Origin of the sequence: Colwellia sp. BRX8-9 (genome assembly GCF_014077245.1) — a bacterium.
Lineage (GTDB): Bacteria > Pseudomonadota > Gammaproteobacteria > Enterobacterales > Alteromonadaceae > Colwellia_A.
This window is the reverse complement of record NZ_JACGVN010000013.1, coordinates 19,456-32,339: the sequence shown is the minus strand read 5'-3', so window position 1 is coordinate 32,339 and position 12,884 is coordinate 19,456. Positions and strand designations below refer to the sequence as shown.

13 protein-coding genes are annotated in these 12,884 nt (G+C 37.1%); 1 reads left to right on the top strand and 12 read right to left on the bottom strand.

Features of this window, described 5'->3' with window-relative positions:
• The first annotated feature begins 1 nt into the window (after position 1).
• Positions 2-865, top strand: a complete 864-nt coding sequence (locus H4J70_RS12195) for a hypothetical protein (protein ID WP_182251217.1) — start codon at positions 2-4, stop codon at positions 863-865.
• Positions 866-943: 78 nt separating this feature from the next.
• Here the strand turns inward: H4J70_RS12195 and H4J70_RS12190 are convergent, their stop codons facing one another.
• The 12 genes from H4J70_RS12190 to H4J70_RS12135 all read right to left on the bottom strand — a co-directional run bounded on the left by H4J70_RS12190 (position 944) and on the right by H4J70_RS12135 (position 12,856).
• Positions 944-2,344 carry a hypothetical protein gene (locus tag H4J70_RS12190; protein WP_182230458.1) on the bottom strand — a complete coding sequence of 467 codons (1,401 nt, stop codon included), beginning with the start codon at positions 2,342-2,344 and terminating at the stop codon, positions 944-946.
• Between the two features lie 132 nt (positions 2,345-2,476).
• Entirely contained in the window at positions 2,477-2,809 is a 333-nt protein-coding gene (locus H4J70_RS12185; protein ID WP_182251216.1) for a PBPRA1643 family SWIM/SEC-C metal-binding motif protein, read from the bottom strand.
• A gap of 290 nt (positions 2,810-3,099) precedes the next feature.
• Positions 3,100-3,684 (bottom strand): YceI family protein, encoded by a 585-nt coding sequence (locus tag H4J70_RS12180; RefSeq protein WP_182215024.1) that lies wholly within the window; start codon positions 3,682-3,684, stop codon positions 3,100-3,102.
• 33 nt (positions 3,685-3,717) lie between these two features.
• The gene (locus H4J70_RS12175; RefSeq protein WP_182215112.1) at positions 3,718-4,281 is read right to left on the bottom strand and encodes a cytochrome b; all 564 of its coding nucleotides are present in this window, start codon (positions 4,279-4,281) and stop codon (positions 3,718-3,720) included.
• Between the two features lie 160 nt (positions 4,282-4,441).
• Positions 4,442-5,071 carry a cob(I)yrinic acid a,c-diamide adenosyltransferase gene (gene cobO / locus H4J70_RS12170; RefSeq protein ID WP_070376094.1) on the bottom strand — a complete coding sequence of 210 codons (630 nt, stop codon included), beginning with the start codon at positions 5,069-5,071 and terminating at the stop codon, positions 4,442-4,444.
• Between the two features lie 169 nt (positions 5,072-5,240).
• Positions 5,241-7,628 (bottom strand): EAL domain-containing protein, encoded by a 2,388-nt coding sequence (locus H4J70_RS12165; RefSeq protein WP_182251215.1) that lies wholly within the window; start codon positions 7,626-7,628, stop codon positions 5,241-5,243.
• 249 nt (positions 7,629-7,877) lie between these two features.
• Entirely contained in the window at positions 7,878-8,216 is a 339-nt protein-coding gene (gene fdx / locus H4J70_RS12160) for an ISC system 2Fe-2S type ferredoxin (RefSeq protein WP_070376092.1), read from the bottom strand.
• A 21-nt stretch (positions 8,217-8,237) separates the two neighbouring features.
• On the bottom strand, positions 8,238-10,100 hold the full coding sequence (hscA, locus tag H4J70_RS12155) for a Fe-S protein assembly chaperone HscA (RefSeq protein WP_182222084.1): 1,863 nt from the start codon (positions 10,098-10,100) through the stop codon (positions 8,238-8,240).
• Positions 10,101-10,215: 115 nt separating this feature from the next.
• Positions 10,216-10,746 (bottom strand): co-chaperone HscB, encoded by a 531-nt coding sequence (gene hscB, locus H4J70_RS12150; RefSeq protein ID WP_182215029.1) that lies wholly within the window; start codon positions 10,744-10,746, stop codon positions 10,216-10,218.
• A gap of 106 nt (positions 10,747-10,852) precedes the next feature.
• Positions 10,853-11,176 (bottom strand): iron-sulfur cluster assembly protein IscA, encoded by a 324-nt coding sequence (iscA, locus tag H4J70_RS12145; protein ID WP_070376089.1) that lies wholly within the window; start codon positions 11,174-11,176, stop codon positions 10,853-10,855.
• A gap of 15 nt (positions 11,177-11,191) precedes the next feature.
• On the bottom strand, positions 11,192-11,572 hold the full coding sequence (iscU, locus tag H4J70_RS12140) for a Fe-S cluster assembly scaffold IscU (RefSeq protein ID WP_070376088.1): 381 nt from the start codon (positions 11,570-11,572) through the stop codon (positions 11,192-11,194).
• 69 nt (positions 11,573-11,641) lie between these two features.
• Positions 11,642-12,856: an IscS subfamily cysteine desulfurase gene (locus H4J70_RS12135; RefSeq protein WP_070376087.1), complete on the bottom strand. Its 1,215-nt coding sequence runs from the start codon at positions 12,854-12,856 to the stop codon at positions 11,642-11,644.
• Between the last annotated feature and the right edge of the window lie 28 nt (positions 12,857-12,884).

The window sequence follows — 12,884 nt, the reverse complement described above, 5'->3', positions numbered from 1 at the left end:
GATGTCTATTAACATTTTATTTTACACATTATTTTTAAGCCAAATTATACTCATTTCATACTATTACCCTAAGCAAATAATTAAAAAAATTGATGGGGTTTTAAAAAAATTTCCGCCGGAGAGTTATCCAAAACTTTACCCTGAGTCAACTGAACAGGTGAACGTAGCTAAGGTTCGTTATCGATTACTTAATCAAATAATACTGGTTATTGGTCTGATATTACTGGGGTTCTATGTTTTGATGTCAAAAGATTATAGTGATAAGCAGAAATTTGCAGAAGGATTGCCCTTAATGTTTGGTATGGTGCAGTTTATCCCCTATATGTTATTAGAAATCTCTGGGTGTAGACAATTTAAACTGATGAGAAAAGCCAATAAGCGTACCAACCGCACCGCAGATTTGACACCACGTCACTTGTTCAATTATGTTTCACCTTTATTGGTTATTTCAGCTGTGGTGTTATTATTTTCTTATATTTTATTTGATTTATATATTCATAATTTTGCGATTACCAGCGACTTCATTATTAAAATAGTGACACTGAGTTTGGTACATGCACTCTTTATTGGTTTAGCCATTTGGCACCTTACCGGCAAACGTTTAGATCCCCACCAAGCAGTGAAGGACAGAAGTAGCCAAACTCAATTTGCTTTACAATCAATGGGCTCTGTGAGTATTTTCTTAAGTTTATTTTTAATGGCAAACACAGCAGTTGATGTTTATGAACTAGGTTATATGGAGATTATTATTAACAGTATCTACTTTCAAGTTATCGCCTTTGTTGGTATTGGCGGTATGCTTAGAACCGTTAAAATAGAGACGATTAATTTTGATGTTTATAAGGCCGATAATTCGATAGTTTAGCGATTGATTAACCGGTAACTTTATTACGGCCAGTTCAATGACAAATAACATATTTGCAAATGAGCTGGCCAACTTATGCTATTGTGGGTTACCTTCAAAATTTTGTTCTGATTTCATCCCTTCAATATTAATAATTTTCGAACGATTCATTGTTATTTTAAAACGCTGGATGTATTGTTTTGTTTTATTACCCGGTATTTTTTGCTCTTGCACAACCGCTAAATTTATCTGATAACGTCGTTCAACACCTTGATTAGATATCTTACTGCCATCAAGTGCATATAAACGCCCTTCTCCTTTTTTCAAAAAACGCACAAAAGGCGTTAAATTAAAAAACATCTGGTGCTGAATCTCTTTAAAGCCAGGGATAAACTCTTTAGCAATAACTTTTGAATTACAGCGAAAATGTAAGAGTTGTGCCGCTTGCTTGTTTTGTTGACGGCGTTGTTGAAAATGTTTATTAACAATATCAGGTAAGTCTTTGTTCTTAATATAATCAAGCCATAGGGTTTGCATAGACATTTTATTTTTAGACATACTATCGGTAAATACATGCTGCCACTTAGGGCGTCCTCGCTGAATTTTTCGCCAAAGATAGCGTGTGAGATCATCCTTAAATATTTCACGGACACCATAAATCACCCCTAAAAAAGTGATCAGTACTAAAGTTACTTCGTTAAATGCTGAGCGAGCGTTGAGCACAATTGACATCACGAACGCCATAACGACAGCGGTAATACTACCACGAACTAAGCGTCTTAGATTATTGTCTAGGTCATGAGTGGTTCTTTTAAAGACCACACCAAATTCACTTAATCGCTGCAACAAGCGCATTTTGTTAGTGATACGATTTGGGTCTGCTAGCGTAATTTTTGAATTATACTGGCGCTCTGTTCGGTAATTATTTTCTTGGCGACACAAGGCAAACAACACCTCTCGGGTTTCTGAATGCTCTGAGCTTTTTGGTCCATTGGCAAGCAAATTAAGAAATGACTGCTCTGTATACCAGCTTAGGTAATTATCTACATTTTCAAAGTAAGAACTTAGTTTTTGATCTAAAGGGGTATAGCGGCGCAGTTTTTTTAACAAGCTTTGTGTTTGATCAACCAATTCAAGTGCATATTGATAAAAAATTTCGATATCTTTTTCTTGTAGGGCTTGCTTGATATCTGTTTCGAGTGCGACCCTAAATTGATAAGAAAATAAATTTAAGTTACTGCGATAGTCGCCCTGATCACCCTTTTTTTGACTTATAAATCGGCTACGCACTAAAGGTAAATGCACTTGGCGAGAAAAGTAAGCACTATGGCTTCGGATACTGCTGTGAAAGTAATTATCTTCACTGAGGGTAATAGCATTAATGCCCATTTCTTCGGGAATAGAAAAATAAAGATCAAAACGTTGTGATTCTTGTGGTGATAATTGCTGGCTAACTTTAAATGATAAATTTTCATCTTGCGTTAAGCTGATTTTTTTCACTTAATGATCCTCTCCTATTAACAACAACTGAGGGGTAAGTATCTGTCAATTTTACTCTTTTTACCATAATTGCTTTAATAAAAAAGGCCGAGAAATAATTTCTCAGCCTTTTTTATTAAAACTATGACTTATTTATCCACAGCATTTTTTATATTTTTTAGTACTTCCACAAGAACAAGGATCGTTTCTGTTCGGTGTTTTATCAAAACGCTGTGTTTTAGGGACATTTAATGCCGCTTCTAGCTCAACAATATTCTCTTTTACATCAGCATTAATTTCAATGTTAGCAATAAAATTGTGCTCAGTAACAATAGTGATAACTTCTTGCTGCCTTTCTTTTGATGCAACAACGAGCATTAATGGTTTTGCTGCACTACCGAGCTTAACGCCGCGATTAGGTTTATAACCTGCACTGCCGTGAGTGCCCATAACATCAGGAGTACCGCGATAAAAAAATTTAGACATAAAAGCACCTTAATTGAATGTGAGTGCCGAATAATCAGCCATTAAAAAATTCGCGCGAATTCTAACAGCTAAACGTAATTTTAGCTAAATTTATATAATGTTTACCTATAGAGCTAAACCAGACTTAATGAGATAACACCGTTAGGCGACGACTATTTCTCACAGTTCCGCCTCTAAAATGAAGATATTGTTATAAAAAAGCCAGCATCAGTGCTGGCTTTAGTTTATCAGTAGAGACTGGGACGATATGAATCGACATTAACCAGTTTGGTAAGCCAGACAATCACTTATTACTTCTTTATACCTTCAATATGGAGCTCTAATTCAACATGTGATGAAGCAGGTCCTAACGTGTCTGGAATACCAAAATCAGCTAAACCAATTTTTGTTGTTCCACTAAAGCCAACACGGTAACCACCCCAAGGATCTTTACCCTCACCAATTTTTATCGCGTCAATAATAATGGCTTTACTAACACCGTGTAAGGTTAAAGTGCCGTTAATTGCTAATTTATTTTGACCATTATCAGTAATGCTAGTGCTAACAAATTTTGCACTACCAAACTTATCCACATCAAGAAAGTCATCACTACGGACATGCTTATCACGTTCGCCATGGTTAGTATTTAAGCTGGTGGTATCCACCAACATTTCAATTTTAGCCGTAGATAAATCAGCTGCATCATAACTAAAACTGCCACTAAATTTATCAAAACGTCCCGTTAACCAACTGTAACCCAAATGCTTAATTTTGAAGTTAACGGAGGCATGCGCGCCTTTGTAATCTACGATGTAGTCTGCTGCATTAACTGTTGGAGTGAAAGCAGATGTCATAAGTAGCGTTGGCAATATTGAGGCAAGTAATAATTTTTTCATGTGAGTCCTTTTTTTTAATCGTATGAATAAAGTCTATTTATTGTTTAAACGCTGATAACCAAGCATTCTAGTTAAGGTGTTATCTTTATCGATAAAATGATGCTTTAGCGCCGCTAATGCATGTAAAACAACAGAACACATCAATAGGTAAGCAAGATATTTATGCACCGCACCGGCAATATCTTCTTGATTAGTAAACAGCTCACCAAAACTCATTATTGATATCAACTGAAAAACTTCGATTGCACGTCCATCAGCCGTAGAAATTAAATAACCACAGATCATTAAAATAAACAGTGCAGTATACAAAAATAAATGCATAAAATGTCCAAGTTTTTTTTCTGTATCGCTATGTGTTTTAAGCGCTTTTGGTTTTATCTGAGCGCTGCGCCAAATCAAACGAAAAATCATTACAAAGAATAAAAGTATACCAATACTTTTATGAAGATCAGGCCCTTGTTTATTCCAAGGATTGTAATAATCGAGATCAACCATCCAGTAGCCTAAAGCAAAGAGTCCAATAACGGTTAACGCAACGAACCAGTGTAAAAAGATACTGACCCAGCCATAGTGCTTTGTGGTGTTTTTGATGTTAATTTCGATGTTCATTAGCATATTACTATTTAGTTTACTGTTAATAATACTACAGGGGTTTCGTGAACAGATTAAGTCGCTAAAGCGTGATTCATTGTTTCCATATAGCTTCTAATTGAGTCGATAATATAACAAGACCCGTGCTTTTAGTAGATTACCTACTTTACCAGTCAAGTCCTTTTTGTGCTTTAACGCCAGCTTTAAAAGCGTGCTTAATCGGTTGAACTTCAGATACGGTATCAGCCAACTCGATTAAACGGCGATGGCAAGCGCGTCCGGTTATAAGTACATGCTGCATTTTAGGTCTATTATTCAATGCCTCTATAACTTCGTCTAGTTCAATATAGCCATAAGTCACCATGTAGGTCATTTCATCAAGTAAAACAATATCAAGCGTTTCATCACTCAACATTTCTTTACTTTTTTGCCAAGCGACTTTTGCTGCTGCTACATCAGTTTCGGTACTTTGTGTTTCCCAGGTAAAGCCGGTTCCCATAACATGGTGCTTAACAGCAAATTGCTTAAGAATATTCATCTCGCCACATTCCCATTGAGTGCCTTTAATAAACTGCACCACGCCAGCTTTTTGGCCGTGACCAATAGCACGCAATACCGTACCAAAACCAGAGGTACTTTTACCTTTGCCATTACCCGTTATTACTACAAAAACACCGCGTTCTTCTGTTGCTTGAGCAATTCGTTGATCAACGTTGGCTTTAATTTTCTTTTGGCGTTCAATATGTTTTTTTTCTTTAGCCGCTGCTTTATCAGCCGCCGAGGGTAAATCACTCATATTATTTCCTATTTAACGGTATCTATTGAAAGAACTCGGCAGTTTAATCTTTTTATAAATTATTTATAATTGCAAAGAGGTTTAAAATTAGAGTATTTTAATTTAACAACAAACTTTCTTTTATGGCTTAACATCGTTTAACTAGTGGATGATGATTAGCACATAAACCTTAGCTTACTCTGTTTAAGAAGAAGCGTTTAAAGTCGCTCTCAAGTAATGGCTTAGCAATATGATATCCTTGCCCTAAATCGCAACCAATTTCTTTAAGCTTCTGATATTGTTCCGCAGTTTCAATTCCCTCTGCGGTAGTTTTAATCTTTAACGATTTAGCTAAATTAACCACAGCTTCCAGTATCAAGACCTTACTATTGACTGCATTTAAGTCGTCAACAAAGCTTTTATCTATTTTTAAAAAGTCTAAAGAAAATTGGTGTAAATAACTTAGCGATGAAAAGCCAGTTCCAAAATCATCTAAGGCGACTGGGATATTAATACTTTTCAAAATGTCTAAATGGTTTTTGACCGCGTCAACGTTTAGGATGAGGCTTTCTTCAGTGATTTCTACACATAAGCGATCAGTAATATCTGCAGATTTTAGGTGCTGATTTTGTAAATAGCCAATAAAGTCTTTAGATGCAAATCCTGATGTTGAAACGTTAACACTCAACTTAAATTGTTTTGGTAACCAGTCAGCCCATAGATTTAATTTACTGACCGCAAGCTTGAGCATATACAGATCAAGCTGTACTATCTGACCTGATTTTTCTAAAATTGGAATAAAAAAATCGGGATACAAAAGCCCTAATTTAGGATGCTGCCAACGTACGAGTATTTCAGCACCAATAACCTTGCCACTGTCAAAATCAATCAAGGGTTGGTAATTACCAATAAACTCTGAATTTTTTACCGCATTATCAAAATCATACTCAACTTTGACATTGGTTGATTTATTTTGTTCTTCGAGCGCTTCGAAGAAAACATACTGATTACGCCCTTTCAACTTAGCTTGATACATAGCATGATCGGCATCAATCAATAATTGTTCTGCGCTTTCACTCGAATTGTTATAAGTCGCTATACCGATACTAACACTGCTAAAGATATTCAAACCGTCGATATTGAAGGCAGAAGCCGTAGCAACAAGAATACTTTCAGTTATACGACAGATAGTCTCATAATCAATTTTTCCATCAAGTAGTATGGCAAATTCATCGCCACCTAAGCGAGCTAACGTATCCGTATTTCTCAACCTAGTCATTATTGCTTGCGCGATACCAATCAGTAATTTGTCGCCAACGTGATGACCATAGGTATCATTAATTTGCTTAAACCTGTCTACATCAATAAATAATATCGCTATATTGTCTTGGCGATTATTCTGGCAATGTAAAAATGCATGTTGGGTTCTATCTTTGAATAGCGAACGGTTCGGTAAATTGGTTAAAGGATCATGTAAGGCTAAAAATTGTAACTTTTGTTTAGCTTCCATTCTTTCGATGGCATTATTGATATGCTTAGCCACAAACATTAACAATTGTTTGTCTTTTTCTTGAAATAAGAATTCAGTACTATAACTTTGTACGACAACTATGCCTTTATTTATCCCACTTCCAAAAGGCACCCCTAACCAAGCTTTGGGGATGTTACCACGAATATAAATGGCTTTTTCATCAAGCATCTTTTGGATATCTGCTTCATATAATAAAGAAGGCTGGTCTTTAGCTAACGCATAACCGGTAATACTTAAAAAATGTGGATCGATATTAATACTAGTAAACGTTGATCTATCATCAAACTCATCAATAGCATAAGGAAAATCTATTGTTAGCCCATCATTTTTTAATAGCGCAACAAAAAAATTTTTCGCCAAGGTCAGTCTGCCAATACACTGGTGCAAATATTGATAAAACTCATCAATATTTTTAGTTTTAAAAATGATTTCTGCTATTTCAAACAGTGCATCTTGAATTTTATTAGCATACTCTAAATTTTCTATTACCTCTTCTAGGCCATCGACTTTAATAATTTGAGAAATTTTCATTGCGGTAATTGTTGCTAACGCAGTGAGTGTTTTCAGATGAAACTCAGTGTAAAAATTAACACTGGCATGTTCCGAATCAATAACACCTAATAATTGCTGCTTAAATAAAATAGGAACAGCTAACTCAGATAAGGTCGTTTCATCCTCAACAATATAGCTTTCAAACTCACGGGTATCTTTTACCAATATTGGTTGTTTGGTCGCAGCAACTTTCCCTATAACGCCTTCATTAAAAGGTATGGTCATAGAATTAGACGAAGTATCTCTTATGGAACTAGTCGTGATTACACCATCATTGAAGGATTTTTTTTTGTCAAAGCCCGACATTCGACTTAGCGTCATACCCCCTGAATCTAAGGTGTAAATAACGGCATCTTCAAAACCTAATTTTTCGACAATATTTTGAGCTAAATATTGCCAAATTTCACTTGGGGTATTTAATAACAATATATCAGTCGCAAACTGATTAGTGATGGTTAAGCTTTTTATCGTTTCTGATTTAGATAGTTCGGACAAATTCATTATGCCTAAAGTTATTTTTAAAATATATTCACTATTATTAAGCGATTACAACACATAAATATTCATGGTGAGTAGAGCAAACTTTTAATGTCCTGTCTATTTATCTAAGTAATACAGTTGATTTAGCCGTACGGAAAGGTTGACTAAAGTCTTCCTCTAAAAAATAGTTATAGCGGTACTACAACAAAAAAGGGCAGTAACATTAACATGTTACTGCCCTATCTATCAAATTGACAAAAATGACTAGTGGTTTTCAGAAACCATATTGACCGTATATTTTGGGATTTCAACAACTAAGTCTTCATCACCTACCAGCGCTTGACAGCCTAAACGAGATTCAGGCTCTAATCCCCAAGCTCTATCTAGCATGTCATCTTCAAGTTCATCACTTTCTGCAATTGAATCAAAACCTTCACGTATGATCATATGACAAGTGGTACAAGCACATACTTTTTCACAAGCATGCTCAACGCCAATATCATTACGCAGTGCAACGTTAAGTACACTTTCGCCCTTTTCTGCCTCAACCACTGCACCATCTGGGCATAAGTCTTCGTTAGGAAGGAATATAATTTTCGCCATTTTCTTAGCTCCTAAAAGTTTTTAAACTTCGTCTACTGAATGTCCTGCTAGTGCTGTTTTTATCGAAGAATCCATACGACGTTCAGCAAAAATAGCGGTACTTTCATTTAATATTTCAATAGCTGCTTCAATATCATCGGCAACCGTGCTTTGGGCAATCTTCGCTAAAGCGGTTATTGCGTTATTTATTGTGGTAATTTCGTCATGATTTAGTAATGCGCTGTCATTAATCAGTGCCGATTGTACTGATTCAATAACGCGTGAGGCTTCAACTTGTTGTTCTTTCAACATACGCGCTTGTATATCTTGCTGAGCATTGCTCATTGAGTCTCTGAGCATTTGAGTGATTTCTTGCTCTTCTAAACCAAATGAGGGCTTCACCGTGATACCTGTTTCAATACCTGTTGACTTTTCCATGGCTGACACTTCTAATAAACCGTCAGCGTCAACTTTAAACGTAACACGAATGTGAGCAGCACCGGCAGTCATCGCTGGAATGCCACGCAATTCAAATCGAGCTAACGAACGACAATCTTCAACAAGCTCACGCTCACCTTGCAACACGTGAACAGCCATTGCCGTTTGCCCATCTTTAAAGGTCGTAAACTCTTGTGCTTTAGCAACGGGAATTGTCGTATTTCTAGGAATAACTTTTTCAACCAATCCGCCCATCGTTTCTAGGCCGAGTGATAGAGGAATAACATCAAGTAACAAAATATCGCTGTCGGGCTTATTACCCGCCAAAATATCGGCTTGAATCGCAGCGCCAATGGCAACCACTTTATCGGGATCAATAGACGTTAACGGTAAGCGATTAAAATATTTTTCAACCTGTTGGCGAACCATAGGAACACGCGTTGAACCACCAACCATCACCACTTCAATGACTTCATCAACGCTAATATCGGCATCTTTTAATGCGCGTCGACAAGCACGTAATGTTTTAGTTACTAGAGTATTGATTAAAGACTCAAACATCACACGATTAACTTCGCCATGTTTTTCATCACCATTTTCTAGCGTTAATGAGAAACTAATAACTTCATTTTCTGTCAGTTGTTCTTTCACGTAACAGGCTTGCTGTAACAATTGACGCTCTATGGTTGCTGACAATGGTCGTTGCAAACCCGTCTGTTCGATAATGTGGTCAACAAGAAGATTGTCAAAGTCATCACCACCTAGCGCTGAATCACCACCGGTCGCTAATACTTCAAAGACACCTTTATTGAGACGTAATACTGAAATATCAAAGGTACCCCCACCTAAATCATAAACAGCAATAATACCTTCTTTGCCACTGTCTAAACCATAAGCGACCGCAGCGGCTGTAGGCTCATTAAGTAAACGTAAAACTTTTAGATCAGCAAGTTTTGCCGCATCTTTGGTGCTATGGCGCTGGGCATCATCAAAGTAAGCAGGCACGGTGATAACAACACCAGTCAACTCACCACCTAATGCATGTTCTGCACGTTGTTTTAAACTTTTTAATATCTCTGCCGATACTTGCACTGGGTTTACTTCACCAGTACGTGTAGTGATGCTTGGATGACTTTCATCACCTGAAAAAGAATATGGCAGTGAAGGGTATTTTTTACTGATATCAGCTAATGAACGACCAATAAGGCGCTTAGCTGAAACAATAGTATTTTCTGGATCACTCACCGAATGTGCTTTAGCGGCATGGCCTACTAATACTTCATTCGCTTGGTAACTCACCACTGAGGGTAATATATCTCGACCTTCGCCATCAACTAAGGTTTCAGATAAACCACTTTTAACGCTGGCGATAAGAGAGTTAGTTGTACCTAAATCAATACCTGCGGCGAGGCGATGTTCATGAGGAACCGTGCTTTGGCCAGGTTCAGCTATTTGTAATAACGCCATTTTTAGACTCTTTTATATTCGATTACGATTAACGGGCGGTATGATATTTCATTGTAAATAAAAAAACATCGATTTGCTGTTATTTTATTAAACTAAAATTCATATGAACTAACGATCAGTCGTCATTGAAAAGTTGATCTTCTAATTTATCGAGATCGACGCGTAACTTTTGATAAAACTTTAACTTTCGTAATTTATCACCTGCCAATAAGTTTGACTGGATGGAGTTTTCATCAAGCAAGGTATGCATCTCTAAAGCGAGTTCTTCAAAGCCGGTATTTAATACTGCAGCATAATTTAGAATGGCAGCTTCATGGTCGTCAGCATGCTTAACATCGTCAAGCATTTCATGTAATTCCATTTGGCGCATTAAAAAACTGTTATCACTAAATGAAGCTTGTTCATTTGGCTGATCACTTTCTCGTAATGTTAATAGATATTGTGCACGTTTCAAGGGGTGTTTTAGTGTTTGATAGGCATCATTAATTAAGGTTGATCTTTTAACCGCGACTAATTGCTCTTGACTAGAAGCATGAGCGAACTTGTCTGGATGTACTTTTTTTTGTAGTGTTTGGTAAATATCAGCTAATTTATGAACATCGAGTTCATATTGCTCTGTAAAACCGAAAATCTGAAAATAATTCACAAAAACTCCAGCGAACGACTTAACATTAAGTCGTTCACAAAATATATACCACTGCGACTAAGTTACTTGCTACTCAGCAATATTTAAAAGGCTTAGAGACTTGGTATTAAACGTTAAAGCTTTCACCACAACCACACTCGCCTTTGGCATTCGGGTTTGTGAATTTAAAACCTTCGTTTAGACCTTCCTTAACAAAATCAACTTCAATACCATCAAGGTAAACTAAACTTTTTCCATCGATAATGATATTCACATCAGAGATTGAAAACAACGTATCATCTTCATTTAACTCATCAACAAATTCCATCACATAAGCTAAACCAGAACATCCCGTTGTTTTAATACCAAGACGTAAACCGAGACCTTTGCCTCGATTGGTAATAAATGACTGAACACGGTCTGCTGCGTCTTTCGTCATTGTAACACTCATAAATAACTCCGATGTTTAAGCAGTTTTACTGCGGTAATCTTCAATCGCTGCTTTAATAGCATCTTCAGCTAAAATAGAGCAATGAATTTTTACAGGCGGTAAAGCAAGCTCTTCGGCAATAGCAGTATTTTTAATTTTCCCTGCTTCGTCAATTGACTTACCTTTTACCCATTCAGTCACTAATGAACTTGAGGCAATCGCAGAACCACAACCATAAGTTTTAAACTTAGCGTCTTCAATAATACCGTCAGCGTTGATTTTTAGTTGTAACTTCATTACGTCACCACATGCCGGTGCGCCAACCATTCCTGTTGCTACTTGTGGATCATTTTTATCCATTGAGCCAACATTACGTGGGTTTTCATAGTGATCAATTACTTTTTCTGAATAAGCCATGATTTCTCTCCTAATAACGATGAACGAAACAAAATGCCCGCTCATCAGTAAAATTTTTAGTGGGGATGCTTAGTGAGCAGCCCATTCAATTGAGTCTAGATCAATACCGTCTTGGAACATTTCCCAAAGTGGTGACATATCACGTAAATGCCCAATTGATTTTTGAATAAGTGTAATCGCGTAGTCTACTTCTTCAGTCGTGGTAAAACGGCCAAAGCTAAAACGAATTGAACTATGTGCCATTTCGTCATTTAAACCTAAAGCACGAAGAACATACGAAGGCTCTAAACTAGCTGAAGTACATGCAGAGCCAGAAGAAACCGCTAAATCTTTAAGCGCCATAATCAAAGACTCACCTTCAACAAAATTAAAACTTACGTTTAAGTTACCCGGATAGCGATTATCAAAATCTCCGTTAACAAAAACTTGTTCCATGGTGTTCAAGCCAGCCCATAAACGATCGCGCATTTCAGTTACGTGAGCGATGTCTTGAGTAATTTCTTCTTTGGCAATGCGACAAGCTTCACCTAAACCAACGATTTGATGCGTTGGTAATGTTCCACTACGCATACCGCGTTCGTGTCCGCCGCCATGCATTTGAGCTTCAAGACGAATACGAGGCTTACGACGCACATACATAGCGCCCATACCTTTTGGACCATAGAATTTATGTGCTGAAATTGACATTAAATCAATTTTCAACTTTTCCATGTCTACTTCGATTTTGCCAACACTTTGTGCGCCATCAACATGGAAAACAATTTTACGTGCACGACACATTTCGCCGATTGCTGCAACATCTTGAATAACACCAATTTCGTTATTAACATGCATGATGCTAACTAATACAGTGTCATCACGCATAGCTGCTGCTAATTTATCAAGGTCAATCAAGCCATTGCTCTCAGGATCTAAATAAGTCACCTCAAAGCCTTGGCGCTCTAGTTCGCGACAAGTATCTAAAACAGCCTTATGCTCTGTTTTACAGGTGATAACGTGCTTACCTTTTTTACGATAAAAGTTGGCAGCGCCTTTAATGGCTAAGTTATTTGACTCGGTAGCTCCTGAGGTAAAAACAATCTCACGAGGGTCGGCATTAAGAAGCTCTGCGACTTGATTTCGTGCAATATCAACCGCTTCTTCAGCTTGCCAGCCAAATTTGTGTGAACGAGATGCAGGGTTACCGTAAAAACCGTCAGTAGTCATATACTGCATCATTTTTTCTGCAACACGTTTATCTACAGGTGTTGTAGCTGAGTAATCAAAATAAATAGGAAGCTTCATTCGCTAACGTTCTCCAGTTTGACAACAC